The following is a 17,306-nucleotide window of genomic DNA, read 5'->3' as shown; positions in this document are numbered from 1 at the left end:
GCAGAGGCTTGCGCTTGCCACGGGCGCATGTCACCCTCGCGCGGAGCCAATTCGGGAGAAGGCAGCATGATCGGGAGGATCGCCACGGTAGCCGCGGCCGCCGCAGCAGGACTCGTTTTCAGCGCACTGACATGGGCGCCGGCCGCCACGGCCGCGCAGATCACGCGCTTTTCGCCCGAGGGGGTCAATCCGCAGGTCCGTCAGGTGGCCATCCGCTTCGACGAACCGATGGTGCCGATGGGCGACCTCAAGGCCCAGGCGCCGGCCACGGTGTCCTGCACCGGCGGCGCGGTGGGCGGCAGCGGCCGCTGGGTCAACGCCAGCAACTGGGTCTACGACTTCGAGCGCGACCTGCCGCCCGGCGTGCGCTGCGCCGTGCAGGTGGTGCCCGGGCTCAAGAGCGTGGCCGGCAAGGCGTACGCGGGCAAGGGCGAGTACCGGTTCGAGACCGGCGGCCCGGTCGTGATCTCGGCGCGGCCGTCGGGCGGCGAGATCGAGGAAGACCAGGTGTTTGCGCTGCGTTTCAATGGCGCCGCCACGGCCGGATCGATCCGCAGCCACGCCTGGTGCCAGGCCGAGGGCCTGGGCGAGCGCATCCCCGTGCGGCTGCTGACCGGCAAGGAGCGCGACGGCGTGATCGAGGCGCTGCACTGGAAGGAAGTGGTCAAGCGCGACGCCGACGCCGTGCACCTGCTGGCCTGCCAGCAGCGCCTGCCGGCCGGCGCGCGGATGCAGCTCGTGCTGGACGCCGGCATCGCCACGCCTTCCGGCCTGGCCACCACGGCGGCGCGCCGCTTCGATTTCCAGGTGCGGGAGCCGTTCACCGCCGGCTTCACCTGCGAGCGCGAGCGGGCCGAGGCCCCCTGCACCCCGCTGCGGCCGATGACCGTCACGTTCACGGCGCCCATCGCACGCAAGGCCGCCGCGCAGATCGTGCTCAAGACACCGTCCGGCAGCCAGGCGCCCGCCTTCGACCCCGACGACGCCGACGACGCACCCGTTTCCAGCGTCACGTTCAAGGGTCCGTTTCCCGAGAAGGCCAGCCTGACCATCGAGGCGCCGCGCGATCTCAAGGACGAGAGCGGCCGCGCGCTGGCCAATGCCGACCTGTTTCCGATCAAGCTGACCACGGCCGCGCTGCCGCCGCTGGCCAAGTTCGCCGCCGCGCCGTTCGGCGTGGTCGAGCGCTTTGCGGACCTGCCGCGCGGCAAGTCGCCGAACGACTATCCACCGCTGCTGCCCGTGACGCTGCGCAATGTCGAAGCCGACCTGCCGGCGCTGGCCGTGCGCGCGCAGCCGGGCACCGTGGCGCGGCTCAAGGTCGATGACGACGGCGCCATCCTGCGCTGGTTCGGCATGGTCAAGCGCATGCACGAGAACACCTGGACGCGCGAGCAGCTTGCGGCCATCCGCGCCGGACAGCCGCCGTACAAGGTACGCGTGCCGCGCAACGCGCCGGCCATCGAGACGCGCTCGGTGTCGCTGCTCGAAGGCGTGCCCGGCGCCGGCAAGCTGGCCATCCCGAAATCGACGGACACCACGCCGCGCCCGTTCGAGGTGGTCGGCATCCCGCTGCCCGAACCGGGCTTCCACGTCGTGGAAATCGCCTCGCCGATGCTGGGCGCGGCGCTGCTCGGCAAGCCGGTGCCGATGTACGTGCGCACCGCCGCGCTGGTCACCAATCTGGGCGTCCATTTCAAGCTGGCGCGCGGCGAGGGCGACGGCGACATGAGCGGCCTGGCCTGGGTGACGGGCCTGGACGACGGCAAGCCCGTTGCCAACGCCCGCGTGGCCGTGCGTAGCTGCGACGGCACGCTGCTGGGCCAGGGCACCACCGATGCCACCGGCGTCGCACGCTTTGCGAAGCTGCCGGACCGCCGCTACGAAGACTGCGACAACGGCATGGAGGGCTACTTCGTGTCGGCCCGCATCGGCGCCGATCATCCGCAGGCGCGCGGCAAGGCCGACATGGCGTTCGTCATGTCGAACTGGAACCGCGGCATCGAGACGTGGCGCTTCAACGTGCCCACCGACCTGAGCCCGCAGCAGACCGTGCGCGCCCATACCGTGTTCGACCGTACGCTGCTGCGCGCGGGCGAGACCGTGTCGATGAAGCACCTGATCCGCAACGAGACCTCGCAGGGCTTTGCGCTGCCGCAGGCCATGCCGACGCAGCTCGTGATCACGCACGAGGGCACCGGCCAGACATACGAGATGCCGCTGGCGTGGCGCACCACGGCCACGGGCGGACGCAGTGCCGAGAACGCGTTCCAGGTGCCGGCATCGGCCAAGCTCGGCGTCTACGACGTGGCGCTGGTGTACGGCGACGGCCGCACGCTCGCAAGCGGCGGCTTCCGCGTGGAGGCGTTCCGCCTGCCGGTGCTGGCCGGCACGCTGTCGGTGGCCAAGGACCCGAAGGCGAAAGGCAACGCGCTGGTCGCCCCGGCCGAGGTGCCGGTGGGCGTGGAGATCCACTACCTGAACGGCGGCGGCGCGGCCGGGCTGCCGGTGCGGCTGTCGGCGCTGATGCGCAACAAGTCGGTGAACTTTGCCGACTACGACGAGTTCTCGTTCGACGTCCCGCGCGCGGCGCAGCAGAGCAGCAGCGGCGACGAGGAAGAAGACGAGGCGTCGTCGCCCGACGCATCCGAAAAGCTGGTGGCCGACAAGCTGCCGCTGACGCTGGACAAGGACGGCAACGGCAAGCTGACGGTCAAGGACCTGCCGAAGGTGGACGCGCCGCGCGACCTCGTGCTGGAGGCCGGCTTTGCCGATCCGAACGGCGAGATCCAGACGCTGCGGCAGACCGTGCCGCTGTGGCCGTCGGCCGTGGTGGTGGGCATCCGCGCGGCCAACTGGGTATCGGTCAGCCAGAAGCTGGCCGTGCAGGCCGTGGTGCTGGACACGCAGGGCAAGCCCGTGGCCGAGTCGCCGGTGCAGATCAAGGCCCGCGCGCGCATCACCACGTCGGCGCGCAAGCGCGTGGTCGGGGGCTTCTACCGCTACGACAACCGCAGCGAGACCAAGGACCTGGGCGTGGTGTGCGATGCGCGCACCGACGCGCAGGGCCGGGCCCGCTGCGACGTGGCGCTGTCGCAGGCTGGCGAGGTGGAGCTGGTGGCCAGCGCGCGCGACAGCGACGGCCGCGCGGCGCAGGCCGCCACCACGGTGTGGGTCACGCGCCAGGGCGAACTCTGGTTCGGCGGCGAGAACCACGACCGCATGGACGTGCTGCCCGAGAAGAAGTCGTACGCGCCCGGCGACACCGCCGTGTTCCAGGTGCGCATGCCGTTCCGCCGCGCCACGGCGCTGGTGGCGGTGGAGCGCGAAGGCATTCTCGACACGCAGGTCGTCGAACTGAACGGCAGCGACCCGACGATCAAGCTCAAGGTCAAGCCCGAGTGGGGGCCGAACGTCTACGTGTCGGTGCTGAGCCTGCGCGGACGCCTGCGCGAGGTGCCGTGGTACTCGTTCTTCCAGTGGGGCTGGCGCCAGCCGATGGACTGGTGGCGCGCGTTCCGCAGCGAAGGGCGCGAGTACGTGGCGCCGTCGCCGCTGGTGGACCTGTCCAAGCCCGCGTTCCGCCTGGGGCTGGCGCAGATCCGCGTCGGCAGCGACGCCTACCGGCTGGACGTCTCGGTGACGCCGGACAAGGCCAGCTATCCGGTGCGCGGCCGCGCCCGCGTGACGGTGCAGGTCAAGCTGCCCGACGGCAAGCCGGCCGCCAATGGCGAAGTGGCGCTGGCCGCCGTCGACCAGGCGCTGCTGGAGCTGATGCCGAACGCGAGCTGGAACCTGCTCGACGCGATGGTCTGGCCGCGCAGCTACGGCGTGGAGACGTCGACGGCCCAGATGGAAATCATCGGGCGCCGCCACTATGGTCGCAAGGCCGTGCCGGCCGGCGGCGGCGGCGGCAAGAGCCCCACGCGCGAACTGTTCGACACGCTGCTGCTGTGGAACCCGCGCGTGCAGCTCGACGCCGAGGGCAAGGCCACGCTGGAGGTGCCGCTCAACGACTCGCTGACGAGCTTCCGCATCGTGGCCGTGGCCGACCTGGGCGTGAACCGCTTTGGCAGCGGCAGCGCGACGATTGCCGCGACGCAGGACCTGCAGATGATCTCGGGCCTGCCGCCGCTGGTGCGCGAGGACGACCGCTATCGCGCGATGTTCACGCTGCGCAACACCACGCAGCGCGCGATGACCGTGGAAGCCACCGCGCGCGCCACGCTGGTCGACGCCCAGGCGCTGCCGGCCCAGACCGTGCAGATTCCGGCCGGCGAGGCGCGCGAGATTGGCTGGGACGTCACCGCGCCCGCGCTGCTGGCGTTCAGCCGCGCCGGGACCGTGATGTGGGAGGTAGCCGCGGCCGAGAAGGGCACGGGCGGCGCCAGCGACAAGCTCAAGATCGCGCAGCAGATCGTGCCGGCCGTGCCCGTGACCGTGCAGCAGGCCACGCTGGCGCAACTGACGCCGAACCTGTCGGTGCCGGTGCAGGCGCCGGCCGGCGCGCTGGCCGATCCGTCGGGCCGGCTGCGCGGCGGCATGCAGGTGTCGGTGCAGTCGTCGCTGGCCGGCGGCATGCCGGGCGTGCGCGAATGGTTCCGCGTCTATCCGTACAGTTGCCTGGAGCAGCGCTCGTCGAAATCGCTCGGCATGGGCGACGCGGCCGCGTGGGATGCGCTGATGGCGCAGCTGCCGTCGTACCTGGACACCGACGGGCTGGCCGCGTACTACCCGCTGGCGAGCGACAGCGCGCGCGGCAGCGAGGTGCTGACGGCCTACCTGCTGGCCATCTCCGACGAGGCGTCGCGCGCGGGCCTGCCGATGCGGATTCCGGACGCGCAGCGCGCACAGATGGAGCGCGGCCTGGCCGCCTTTGTCGAGGGCCGCATCGCGCCGCCGCGCTGGGCGCCGGCGTCGGCGTCGATGGACCTCGACGTGCGCAAGCTGGCCGCCATCGAGGCGCTGTCGCGGACCGGCAAGGCCCAGGCGCGCATGCTCGGGTCGATCCAGATCCTGCCCGAGCAGTGGCCCACGTCGGCGCTGATCGACTGGCTCGGCATCCTGTCGCGCGTGCAGGACATCCCCGAGCGCGACAAGCGCATGGCCGATGCCACGCAGTTGCTGCGCAGCCGCCTGACCGTGCAGGGCACGCGGCTGGTGTTCTCCACCGAGCGCAGCGACAACTGGTGGTGGCTGATGTCGGGCGGCGACGTCAACGCGGCGAAGCTGCTGGCGCTGGCGTCGCAGCTCCCGGCGTGGAAGGACGACGTGCCGCAGCTGGTGACCGGCCTGCTGGGCCGCCAGACGCGCGGCGCGTGGATGACGACCACGGCCAACGCCTGGGGCGTGATGGCGATCCGCCGCTACGCGCAGGTCTACGAGAAGACGCCGGTGGCTGGCACGGTGCACGCCACGCTTGGCGATGCCTCGCGCACTTTCGACTGGGCGAAGGCCGCGCGGCAGGACGGCGTGGCCAGCGGCATGGTCGACCTGCCCTGGCCGGCGGCTGCTTCCGGTACGCCCGGTGCGCCGGCCTCGCTGCAGGTGGATCAGCAGGGCGCGGGCCGGCCGTGGGCCACGGTTCGCGCGCTGGCCGCCGTGCCGCTGCGCGAACCGGTAGCAGCCGGGTATCGCATCCGCCGCACCGTGACGCCGGTGGAGCAGGCGGTGGCGGGCAAGTGGTCGCGCGGCGACACGTACCGCGTGCGGCTCGACATCGACGCGCAGGCAGACATGACGATGGTGGTGGTCAGCGACCCGGTGCCGACCGGCGCGACGATCCTGGGCAGCGGGCTTGGCCGCGACTCGGTCATCGCCACGCGCGACCAGAAGTCGGCATGGTCGGACTTCGTCGAACGCACGCCGGAAGCGTATCGCGAGTACTTCGGCTTCGTGCCGAAGGGGACGCTGGCCGTGGAGTACACGGTGCGGCTCAACAATGCCGGCGAGTTCGCGCTGCCGCCGAGCCGCGTGGAGGCGATGTACGCGCCCGACGTGTTCGGCGAGACGCCCAACGCCAGGCTGACCGTGGGGGCCGCCAAGTGAACTGGATCGCCATGCGGATGCCCCCGCGCGTGCGCGAATGGTGGTTCGCCGGTGTGCTGGCCGGTGTGACCTACGGCGTGCTGCTGTTCCAGGTGTCGCTCGAATTGCCGGCCGGCACGCCGCTGACCGGCCAGATTGCCTACCAGCCGGTGTGGAAGACGGCGATGGCGCTGCTGCTGGCGCGCGCGGCGTGGTTCCACCGGCCCCGGCCCGAGCGGCGCTGGCTGGTGACCGCGCTGGTGTTCTCGGGCCTGGGCGACTTCCTGCTGGCGATGCCGGGCCTGAGGATCTCGTTCATCGGCGGGCTGGGCGCCTTCCTGATGGCGCACCTGGCCTACCTGCGGCTGTTCGTGCCGCTCGGCGCCGACCTGCGGCCGCACCGGCTGGTTGGCTGCGGGCTGGTGATCGGCGCGGCGGGTGCGCTGCTGGGCCGCTTCTGGCCGAACCTGGGCCCGCTGACGTGGCCCGTGGTGGCCTACATCGGCGTGCTGGCGGCCATGGCGTGCGCGGCGCTGCTGGCGCGGCTGCCCACGCCACTGGCGGCCATCGGGGCGCTGTGCTTCGTGATGTCCGATGCGCTGATCGGCACGGCGCGCTTCCTGTCGCCGTTCGACACGTACCAGCTTGGCATCTGGTGGACCTATGCCATCGCGCAGGTGCTGCTGGTGGCGGGCGTGGTGGCGGGGCGCGGCGAGTGAGGGTGTGACATGAAGCGAGGCACCTGGGCACTGGCGGGCGTGCTGCTGCTGTGGGCGGCGGTGGCCCAGGCCGTGCCCACGTTCCGCGAGGTGCGCGGCAACTGGCGCAGCGCGGACATCGTCGTGACCGACCGGCACGGGCAGCCCGTGGCACGCGTGCGCGACGACTTCCAGGCACGGCGCGGCGACTGGGTGACGCTGGCCGATACATCGCCCGCGCTGCGCACCGCCATCGTGCTGTCCGAGGATCGGCGCTTCTACGCGCACAGCGGCGTGGACTGGCAGGGCGTGGCCGCGGCGGCGTGGGCCAACCTCTGGAACACGCGCACGCGCGGCGCGTCGACGCTGACGATGCAGTTGGCCGGGCTGCTCGACGACGACCTGCGCGCCCGTGGCGGGCGCAGCTTCGGGCAGAAGGTGGGGCAGGCCATCAGCGCGTCGTCGCTGGAACGCGGCTGGAGCAAGGACCAGATCCTCGAAGCCTATCTGAACCTCGTGCCGTACCGCGGCGAACTGGTAGGGCTGTCGGCGATGTCGCAGACGCTGTTCGGCAAGGTGCCGAGCGGTCTCGATGCCCGCGAGTCGGCGGTGGCCGTGGCGCTGGTGCGCAGTCCGAATGCGTCGGCGCAGCAGGTGGCCCGCCGGGCATGCGGCATCCTGCGCGAGATGCGGCAGCCGCGCGAGTGCGACGGGCTCGACGGCTTCACCGCGCTGGTGCTGGCGAAGTCGACCCGGGCGGGCGCCGACAGCATGCACGCGCGCCGCGACGCCAACCTTGCGCCGCATCTGGCACGGCTGCTGGTGACGCGCGCCCGGGCGGCCACGCCGGCTGGCACGGCCCCGCCGGCGCGCATCGTGTCGACGTTGGACGCGGCCATGCAGCGCGTAGCCGCCGACAGCCTGGCGCACCACCTGCGCGAACTGGCCGGGCGCAATGTCGAGGACGGCGCCGTGGTGGTCATCGACAACGCCAGCGGCGACGTGGTGGCCTATGTCGGCTCGTCGGGCGCGCTGTCGGCGGCGGCGGAAGTGGACCACGCGGCGGCACTGCGGCAGGCCGGATCGACGCTGAAACCGTTTCTCTACGAACAGGCGATCGAGGAGCGGCGGCTGACGGCGGCGTCGCTGCTGGACGACCGGCCGGTGAACCTGCCCACCGGCGGCGGTCTCTACATTCCGCAGAACTACGATCATCGCTACGCGGGCTGGGTCAGCCTGCGCGCGGCGCTGGGGTCGTCGCTGAACGTGCCGGCCGTGCGCACGCTCGTGATGGTCACGCCGCACCGCTTTCATCGGCGGCTGGTGTCGCTGGGGCTGCCGCTGACGCAGTCGGGCGACTACTACGGCTACAGCCTCGCGCTGGGCAGCGCCGATGTGTCGCTGCTGTCGCTGACCAACGCTTATCGCAGTTTCGCCAATGCGGGCACCTACGCACCGCCGCGCATGGCGATGGATGGGCCGCGGCCGGCGTCGCGCGCGGTGATGTCGCCGGCGGCGGCGTACGTGATTGGCGACGTGCTGGCCGATCGCCATGCCCGGGCGCGGACGTTCGGGCTCGACAGCCCGCTGACCACGCGCTTCTGGACCGCCGTGAAGACCGGCACCAGCAAGGACATGCGCGACAACTGGTGCGTCGGCTGGTCGCAGCGGTACACGGTGGGCGTGTGGGTCGGCAACGCCAGCGGCGCGGCCATGCACGACGTGTCGGGCGTCTCTGGCGCGGCGCCGGTGTGGCACGAGGTCATGGAGGCGCTGCATCGCGGCACGCCGAGCCGGGCGCCGGCCATGCCCGGGGGCGTGGAGCGCGTCACGCTGCAGTTCGAAGACGGCCTGGAGCCGGCGCGCGAGGAAGTGTTCCTGGCCGGCACGACGATGCAGCGCGTGGGCGTGGGCAAGCCCGGCAAGTCGCAGGGCACGCCAGCCATCGCCAGCCCCGCCGACGGGACGATCTTCGCGCTCGATCCCGACATTCCGCCAGCGGCGCAGCGCGTGTGGTTCCACGCCGACGGGCTGACCGGCCAGACCGCCGACGCCGTGAGCTGGCGCCTGGACGGCCAGCCGCTGGGCAAGGGCGGGCAGGTGGCGTGGCTGCCGTGGCCTGGGCGCCATCGCGTGGCGCTGGTGGACGCGCGCGGGCAGGTGGTGCACGAGATCGGCATCGAGGTGCGCGGCGCCACGGTGCGCGACGGGGTGGCGCCGAAGCCGGCCCTGCAGAAGGTGTCGGCGCCGCGCGCGCCGGTGCGCTGAGCGGTGCGCGACAATGGCGCTTCCAACCGCTCACGTCCGACGCCCATGACTGCCCAGTTGTTAGTCCTCGATGCCGCCGCCACGGCGGCCCGCCTGCCGTATCCCGAACTGGCCCGGGCCATCGCGTCGATGCTCGGCGAACTGCGCGCCGGCACGGCCATGGCGCCGCCGCGCATCGCCCTGCCGGTGGGCGACGCCGCGCAGGGGCAGGGCACGCTGCTGGTGATGCCGGCCTGCAACCGCGACATCGTGATGACCAAGAACATCACGGTCCATCCGGACAACCCGTCGCGTGGCCTGCCCAACATCCTGGGCGAAGTGCTGGTGGCCGACGCCCATACCGGCCAGCGCGTGGCGATGCTGGACGGCCCGACCGTCACGGGCCGGCGCACCGCCGCCGTGTCGCTGCTGGCCGCGCAGTCGTTCGCGCCGGATCTCGACGGCGAACTGCTGATCGTCGGCGCCGGCGTGCAGGCGCAAACCCATCTGGAAGCGTTCATCGCCGGGCTGCCGGTGCGCAAGGTCTGGCTGCAATCGCGCACGCGCGACAAGGCCGAGGCGCTGGCCGCGCAGGCCCGGCTGCTGGGCGTGGCTGCCGAGGTCGTGGACGATGTGGCGGCCGTGCTGCCGCGTGTGTCGATGGTCGTCACGGTGACGTCGAGCCGGTCGCCGGTGCTGCCGGACCTCGATAGCGGGTTGTGGAGCGATCGGCACTTCGTGGCCGCCGTGGGCGCGTTCCGGCCCGACATGTGCGAGCTGCCGCCGCAGTTGTGTCGCACCGCTTCGGCCGCCGGCCGGCTGCTTGCGGACACGCTGTTCGGCATCGAGGACGAGGCGGGCGACCTGCTGCAGGCTGGCATCGACTGGCAGACCGTGCAGCCGTTCGAGACCGCCATCCTGCAGGCCGACGCGCTGCGGGCGCGCGCCGGCAGTCCGCTGGTGTTCAAGAGCGTCGGCTATGCGCTCTGGGACCTCGCCGCCTGCATCCTCGCCAGCGGCAGGTGACGCCCAACCGGCTTTCGGACCATTCCGAACGGGTGTTTCAGCGCCGGGTATCCAGCAACAAAACCATTCTTGACGAGTGGTTTTTCATTTGTGAAACGCGACCGTTGCGCCGGCGCGTCGTTTTGCATGCAAATTGGCGAAATTCATTCGCCATCTTTTGGGTTAACCCTGCCTTTAGGGCATTTCTTCTATCATCGCGTCCCGTGTTTGAAACAGTCCGAGAGAGCCAGGCAGGATAATTGCCGCCTGCAGTGGTGGTATTCCAAAGAGGATGGAGTAAGAGGAACAATGAAAAAGATCTATAAGAAGATGCTGATGGCGGGCGCCGCCATGGCACTGGCTGGCGCCGCACAGGCCCAGTCCGCGGGCAGCAACATCGTGAGCCTGGGCTGGATGCGGGTGATGCCCACCGGCGATTCGCAATTCCTGACGATCGACTCGATCGCGGGCCGCCCCACCGGCGGCGTGCAGCGTCCCAACACGGGCGCATCGATCGACACGGCCGACACAGCCGGCCTGACGTTCGCGCATTTCTTCACCGACAACATCTCGGCCGAGTTCGTGCTGGGCATTCCGCCGAAGCACGACGTCAGCGGCGACCGCGACTACGCCAAGTACGGCAAGCTGGGCGAAGTGCGCCAGTGGAGCCCGGCCATCGTCGCCAAGTGGCATTTCTTCGACGCCAAGACCAAGTTCCGCCCGTACGTCGGCATCGGCGTGAACTACACGTGGTTTACGAGCGAGACGGTGACCAATCAGGGCTTTGTGAACGCGGAATTCGCGCCGGGCGCGCGGATGTCGGCCACGGCCAGCTCGTCGTGGAACCCGGTGTTCAACGTCGGCGCCAACTACGCCATCAACGAGAAGTGGTTCGTCGGTTTCTCGGTGTCGTACGTGCCGATCTCCAGCACGGCCCACTTCACGACCACGCTGCCGAACGGCGCCAAGGTCGAGTCGCACACCAAGATCAAGATCGATCCGGTGGTCACGTTCCTGAACGTCGGCTACAAGTTCTGATCCCGGCCGGGACCAGAAACAGGAAGGGCACCCGAGGGTGCCCTTTTTTCATGCCGCCGACTTGACCGGGTAGCCGGCTGTCTCGATGGCCTGTTGCAGCGCGTGGCGGTCGGCCGCCGATTCGACCTTGACCGACTGCGACGGCACGTCGGCCGAGACCTGCGCGGCCGGGTCCACCGCCTGCACCGCGCGCGTGATGGCGCCGACGCAGTGATTGCAGGACATGCCTTCGACCTGGAACTGGATCATCGTGTGACTCCTTGGTGACGTGGATAGGGAAGAAGGTAACGCAACGGAGTATGAACCTTCCCACCATGGGAAGCGCAAGCCCGCCGTCGTCCCGCCGCGCACCTTGACCTTCCAATGATGGTAAGGTCCACAGTGCATGCATCGCGCCCCGCGCCCTTGCCGAACCGCTTCCATGTCGACTTCCGCATCCACCCTGCAATCCGCCCCCGCCGCGGCCGAACCGCTTGCCGAATGGCGCCTGCCTGTCGAGGGCATGACCTGCGCGTCGTGCGTGCGCCGCGTGGAAACCGCGCTGGCCAAGGTGCCCGGCGTGCAAGACGTGGCCGTCAACCTGGCCACCGAGCAGGCCACGCTGCACGCCCGTGACGGCGCCGCGCTGGCGGCAGCGGCCCAGGCCGTGGCCGACGCCGGCTACGACGTGCCGCGCGACGAAGTGGAACTGGACATCGCCGACATGACCTGCGCGTCGTGCGTGGGCCGCGTGGAGCGCGCGCTGAGCGCCGTGCCCGGCGTGCAGGCGGCCCAGGTCAACCTGGCGACCGAACGGGCGACCGTCACGGTCCTGCGCGGCACGGCCGATGTGGCCCAGCTGGCGGCGGCGGTGACGCGCGCCGGATACGGCGCCCGGCCCGTGGTGGACCCGGCCGCGCCGGGGCAGGGCGAGGCGCCAGCGCGTGTCGATTTCTGGTCCGGGCCGTGGCCGGTGGGCATCGCCGCTGCGCTGTCGCTGCCGCTGGTGGCGCCGATGGTGCTTGCTTGGTTCGGCATCCACGCCATGCTGCCCGGCTGGGTGCAGTGGGTGCTGGCCACGCCGGTGCAGTTCGTGTTCGGCTGGCGCTTCTACAAGGCCGGCTACAAGGCCGTGCGGGCCGGCGCGGGCAACATGGACCTGCTCGTGGCGCTGGGTACGTCGGCGGCGTACGCGCTGTCGGTCTGGCAACTGCTGCAGGCCGGCGACGCCATGCCGCATCTCTATTTCGAAAGCGCCGCCGTGGTCATCACGCTGGTGCGACTTGGCAAATGGCTCGAAGTCCGCGCCAAGCGCCAGACCGCCGACGCCATCCGCGCGCTCGCCGCGCTGCGGCCCGATACCGCGCGGGTTCGTCGCGATGGTGTGGAACACACGGTGCCGCTGGCCGACGTGCGCGTGGGCGACGCCATCGTCGTACGGCCCGGCGAGCGGATTCCGGTCGATGCGGAAGTGGTGGAGGGCACCAGCCACGCCGACGAATCGATGCTGACCGGCGAATCGGTGCCGGTGCCCAAGCAGCCGGGAGATCGGCTGACCGGTGGCGCGATCAATTTCGAAGGGCTGCTGGTGGCGCGCACCGTGGCCGTGGGCGCCGAGACGGTGCTGGCGCGGATCATCCGCATGGTGGAACACGCGCAGGCCGCCAAGGCGCCGATCCAGCGCATGGTGGACCGCGTCAGTGCCGTGTTCGTGCCCGTGGTGCTGGGCATCGCGCTGGTCACGCTGCTGGGCTGGGGCGTGGTGGCGGGCGACTGGAGCCAGGCGCTGCTCAACGCCGTGGCCGTGCTGGTGATTGCCTGCCCGTGCGCGCTGGGGCTGGCCACGCCGACGGCGATCATGGCCGGTACTGGGGCCGGCGCGCGCGCCGGCATCCTGATCAAGGACGCCGAGGCGCTGGAAGTGGCGCATCGCGTGTCGGTGGTGGCGTTCGACAAGACCGGCACGCTGACCGTTGGCAGGCCCGAGGTCGTCGCACTGCACGCGGCGGATGGCGACGAGGCCGGCCTGCTGGCGCGGCTGGCGGCGCTGCAGGCGGGCAGCGAGCATCCGCTGGCGCGCGCCGTGGTGGCGCTGGCCGCCGCGCGCGGCGTGGCGGCGCCGGTTGCCAGCGATGTGCGCGCGCTGCCGGGCCGTGGCATCGCCGGTATCGTCGACGGACAGCCGCTGGAGTTGGGCAGCGAGGCGCTGCGCGTGTCGCTGGACGCGCCGGCCGGGCCGCTGCAGGCCCAGGCCGACCGCCTGCGCGGCGAGGGGCGCACCGTGTCGTGGCTGGTCGATCCGGCGCGGCACGTGCTGCTGGGCCTCGTGGCGTTTGGCGATGCGCTGAAGCCCGGCGCGGCGGCTGCCATCGCCCGGCTGCGCGCGGCCGGCATCCGCACCGTGATGCTGACCGGCGACAACGCCGGGGCGGCGGCGCATGTGGCCCAGGCCCTGGGCCTGGACGACGTGCAGGCCGAGGTGCTGCCGCAGGACAAGGCGGCGCGCGTCACGGCGCTGCGGCGCGATGGCGCGGCCGTCGTGGCGATGGTGGGCGACGGCATCAACGACGCCCCGGCGCTGGCGGCGGCCGACGTCGGCATCGCCATGTCCACCGGTACCGACGTGGCGATGCACGCGGCCGGCATCACGCTGATGCGCGGCGACCCGGCGCTGGTGGCCGACGCGCTGGCCGTGTCGCACCGGACCGTGCGCAAGATCCGGCAGAACCTGTTCTGGGCCTTCATCTACAACGTGATCGGCATTCCGCTGGCGGTGGCCGGCCTGCTCAACCCCGTGGTGGCCGGCGCCGCCATGGCGTTTTCCAGCGTCAGCGTGGTCGGCAACGCGCTGCTGCTGCGGCGCTGGCATCCGGCGGATACCAGGGAGACGCGATGAATATCGGCGAAGCGGCGGACGCCTCGGGCGTGTCCGCGAAGATGATCCGGCACTACGAATCGATCGGGCTGGTGGCGGCGCCGCCGCGCACCGAGGGCGGCTACCGGCGCTACGACGACCGGGCGGTGCACACCTTGCGCTTCGTGCGGCGCGCCCGTAATCTCGGCTTCTCGCTCGACGAGATCCGCAACCTGCTGTCGCTCTGGCAGGACCGCGGCCGGGCCAGCGCTGACGTGAAGGCGCTGACGCTGCGGCACGTGGCGGACCTGGAAGTGAAGATTGCCGAACTGGCCGCGATGCGCGACACGCTGCGCGCGCTGGCCGAGGCGTGCAGCGGCGACGACCGGCCCGACTGCCCGATCCTGTCGGACATGGCGTCGGACTGTCCGTCCTGCCACCGCTAGGCCGCGCCAGCCCGCACCGGCACCTTGCCTTACCCCGCACCGCAAGCAGGGACCACGAGGAGACCCCCGGCATGGATCAACCTGTGATGGCCACGCACCCGTCCGATACCGCCCCGGCCGCGCCCGCCGCCGTGGAGTCGCGCCAGCGCATGCGCGACGGCACCGAACTGCTGCTGCGCACCTGGCTGCCCGATCCGCAGCGCTATCCGGCGCCGCTCGGTACGGTGCTGCTGGTGCATGGGCTGGCCGAGCACAGCGGGCGCTACGCCCACGTGGCGGCGGCGCTGCTGGCGCTGGGCCTGCGCGTGCGCGCCTACGACCATCGCGGCCATGGCGCCAGCGGCGGCCCGCGCATGGTGGTGCCGGGCCCGGACAGCTATCTCGACGATCTGGCCGAAATCCACGACGCGGCGGTGCGGCAGTGGCACGAATTGCCGATCCTGCTGGGCCACAGCATGGGCGGGCTGGTGGCGGGACGCTTTGCCACGGCGCGCGTGCGGCCGATCCGCGCGCTGATCCTGTCGTCGCCGGCGCTGGCGCTGAAGATTTCCAATAGTATGCTCACGATGCATCGTGTGTTGCTGGCTTTGGCGCCGAATATTCGTGTGCCGAATCCCATCGACGCACGGCTGCTGTCGCATGACGTGGAAGTGGCGCGCGCCTATCGCACCGACCCGCTCGTGCAGGGCACGATCAGCGCCTGTGTGCTGGAGTCGATGATCCGCGGCATGGCGCAGGCCCAGGCCGACGCGCCACGGCTGGAGGCGCCGATGCTGATGCTGGTGGGCGGCGCGGACCGCATCGTCGACCCGCAGGGCAGCCGCAGCTTCTTTGCCAGCACGCCCGAGGACCTGCGCGAGATGGTCTGGTTCGACACCGGCTACCACGAGATCTTCAACGAGGCCGAGCCGCTGCGTGGCGAGGTGCTTGCGGCACTGGCCGACTGGCTGCGGCGCCACCTGGAGGCTCCGGCAAAGCCCTGACGACAGCGGCGCGCCAGACGTGCGATGATGCCCGGCATTCCAACAAGAAAAATCCGGGGCCCTCAGGGCCGGCAAAGGAAGCTAGGGACATGGAGACGTACGACTACATCATCGTGGGCGGAGGCTCGGCCGGCTGCGTGCTGGCCAACCGCCTGACGCAGGACGCCGATGTCAACGTGCTGCTGCTGGAAGCGGGCGGCAAGGACGACTACCACTGGATCCACATCCCGGTCGGCTATCTCTACTGCATCGGCAATCCGCGCACCGACTGGCTCTACCGCACGGTCGAGGAAGCGGGCCTGAACGGCCGCTCGCTGGGCTACCCGCGCGGGCGCGTGCTGGGCGGGTGCTCGTCGATCAACGGCATGATCTACATGCGCGGCCAGCGCGAGGACTACGACGACTGGGCGCGCATTGCCGGTGACGACGGCTGGCGCTGGGACAACGTGCTGCCGCTGTTCAAGCGCAGCGAGGACCACTACCGCGGCGCCAACGCGTACCACGGCGCGGGCGGCGAATGGCGCGTGGAGGCGCAGCGGTTGCGCTGGGACATCCTGGAGCGCTTCATCGACGCCGCCGAGCAGGCCGGCATTCCGCGCACCGACGACTTCAACCGGGGCGACAACTTCGGCGTGGGCTATTTCGAGGTGAACCAGCGGCGCGGCATCCGCTGGAACACGGCCAAGGCGTTCCTGCGCAAGGCCGCCGAGCGGCCCAACCTGACCATCGTGACCGGCGCGCAGGTCAGCGGGCTGGTGTTCGATACGCCCGACGGCCGCCGCTGCACCGGCGTGCAGTACGTGGGCGGCGGCCAGCCGCTGGAGGCGCGCGCCACCGAGGAAGTCATCCTGGCGGCCGGCGCGATCAATTCGCCGCAGTTGCTGGAGCTGTCCGGCATCGGCCAGCCCGAGCGGCTGCAGGCGCTGGGCATCCGCGTGCGCCATGCGCTGCGCGGCGTCGGCGAGAACCTGCAGGACCACCTGCAGTTGCGCACCGTGGTCAAGGTGCAGGGCGTGCGGACGCTGAACACGCGCGCGTCGAAGTGGTGGGGCAAGCTCGGCATCGGGCTGCAGTACGCGTTCAACCAGAGCGGGCCGATGAGCATGGCGCCGTCGCAGCTTGGCGCGTTCGCGCGCAGCGACGAGGGCCAGGCGCGTCCCAATGTCGAATATCACGTGCAGCCGCTGTCGCTGGACAAGTTCGGCGATCCGCTGCACGCGTTCAACGCGTTCACGGCCAGCGTCTGCAACCTGCGGCCCACGTCGCGCGGCAGTGTCCATATCGACGATGCCGACTTCCGGCGCGCGCCACGCATCGCGCCGAACTACCTGTCCACGGACGCGGACCGCAAGGTCGCGGCCGACTCGATCCGGCTCACGCGGCGCATCGTCGCCTCGCCGGCGCTGGCGCCGTACCAGCCGTCGGAATGGCTGCCCGGCGCCGCGTTCCAGACCGACGAGCAGCTGGCCGAGGCGGCCGGCGCGATCGGCACGACGATCTTCCACCCGGTGGGCACCTGCCGCATGGGGGCCGCCGATGACGCCGACGCAGTGGTCGACAGCCGCCTGCGCGTGCGCGGCATTGCCGGGCTGCGCGTGGTGGATGCGTCGGTCATGCCGCTGATCACGTCGGGCAATACCAACTCGCCCACGATCATGATCGCCGAGCGCGCCAGCGACATGATCCGCGCCGACCGCAAGGCGCGCGCGAGCGGTGCAGCAAATGCGCCCGAAATCGTCGCGCCGGTGTCGGCCTAGGGGTCTTCCACGATACCCGGCGCAAGGCAGCGCGGGGGGCGTCGGTGCGGCTCCGCACACCGGATTCGCGCGGCATCGGGAATGTATTAAGCCTAGTGCAAACCCCGATGTTTTGCGACGCAGCAGGCGCACACAATAGTCGCCGGTATACGGTGCCGCCACCTTCACTTGGCGCACCGGCCGACACGGCAGCCGCACCGTTCCCACACACCTATAACGCGGCAACCATGGCGACAAAGCGCCGGAGTTCGAACCATTGTCAGTAGCCGGGC

The 17,306-nt window shown here is 71.1% G+C and carries 10 protein-coding genes; 9 read left to right on the top strand and 1 reads right to left on the bottom strand.

What is annotated here, in order from left to right:
* Window positions 1–66: 66 nt before the first annotated feature.
* From QTN24_RS11985 to QTN24_RS11965, 5 genes are all read left to right on the top strand, one after another.
* Window positions 67–6,048 carry an alpha-2-macroglobulin family protein gene (locus tag QTN24_RS11985; RefSeq protein ID WP_313837287.1) on the top strand — a complete coding sequence of 1,994 codons (5,982 nt, stop codon included), beginning with the start codon at window positions 67–69 and terminating at the stop codon, window positions 6,046–6,048.
* 11 nt (window positions 6,049–6,059) lie between these two features.
* Complete coding sequence (locus QTN24_RS11980) at window positions 6,060–6,746, top strand: lysoplasmalogenase (protein WP_409559015.1); 687 nt, start codon at window positions 6,060–6,062, stop codon at window positions 6,744–6,746.
* 9 nt (window positions 6,747–6,755) lie between these two features.
* Complete coding sequence (pbpC, locus tag QTN24_RS11975) at window positions 6,756–8,993, top strand: penicillin-binding protein 1C (RefSeq protein WP_313837284.1); 2,238 nt, start codon at window positions 6,756–6,758, stop codon at window positions 8,991–8,993.
* A 57-nt stretch (window positions 8,994–9,050) separates the two neighbouring features.
* Entirely contained in the window at window positions 9,051–9,998 is a 948-nt protein-coding gene (locus QTN24_RS11970; protein ID WP_409559014.1) for a delta(1)-pyrroline-2-carboxylate reductase family protein, read from the top strand.
* 288 nt (window positions 9,999–10,286) lie between these two features.
* Entirely contained in the window at window positions 10,287–11,015 is a 729-nt protein-coding gene (locus QTN24_RS11965; protein WP_124682881.1) for an OmpW/AlkL family protein, read from the top strand.
* Between the two features lie 48 nt (window positions 11,016–11,063).
* On the opposite strand, the gene QTN24_RS11960 is transcribed toward QTN24_RS11965, so the two are convergent.
* The gene (locus tag QTN24_RS11960) at window positions 11,064–11,264 is read right to left on the bottom strand and encodes a heavy-metal-associated domain-containing protein (protein ID WP_124682882.1); all 201 of its coding nucleotides are present in this window, start codon (window positions 11,262–11,264) and stop codon (window positions 11,064–11,066) included.
* 172 nt (window positions 11,265–11,436) lie between these two features.
* Here QTN24_RS11960 and QTN24_RS11955 point away from each other — a divergent pair, with 172 nt between their 5' ends.
* From QTN24_RS11955 to QTN24_RS11940, 4 genes are all read left to right on the top strand, one after another.
* A complete protein-coding gene (locus tag QTN24_RS11955) occupies window positions 11,437–13,890 on the top strand; it encodes a heavy metal translocating P-type ATPase (protein ID WP_313837278.1) in 2,454 nt (817 codons plus the stop codon).
* The gene (cueR, locus tag QTN24_RS11950; protein ID WP_124682884.1) at window positions 13,887–14,294 is read left to right on the top strand and encodes a Cu(I)-responsive transcriptional regulator; all 408 of its coding nucleotides are present in this window, start codon (window positions 13,887–13,889) and stop codon (window positions 14,292–14,294) included. The genes QTN24_RS11955 and cueR overlap by 4 nt, the downstream gene beginning before the upstream one ends.
* A 71-nt stretch (window positions 14,295–14,365) precedes the next feature.
* On the top strand, window positions 14,366–15,277 hold the full coding sequence (locus QTN24_RS11945; protein WP_313837275.1) for an alpha/beta hydrolase: 912 nt from the start codon (window positions 14,366–14,368) through the stop codon (window positions 15,275–15,277).
* An 89-nt stretch (window positions 15,278–15,366) separates the two neighbouring features.
* Window positions 15,367–17,034: a GMC family oxidoreductase gene (locus QTN24_RS11940; protein WP_124682886.1), complete on the top strand. Its 1,668-nt coding sequence runs from the start codon at window positions 15,367–15,369 to the stop codon at window positions 17,032–17,034.
* Window positions 17,035–17,306: the final 272 nt, after the last annotated feature.

Source organism: Cupriavidus sp. SZY C1, assembly GCF_032190535.1.
Lineage (GTDB): Bacteria > Pseudomonadota > Gammaproteobacteria > Burkholderiales > Burkholderiaceae > Cupriavidus > Cupriavidus pauculus_C.
This window is presented reverse-complemented; position numbering and strand designations above follow the sequence as displayed.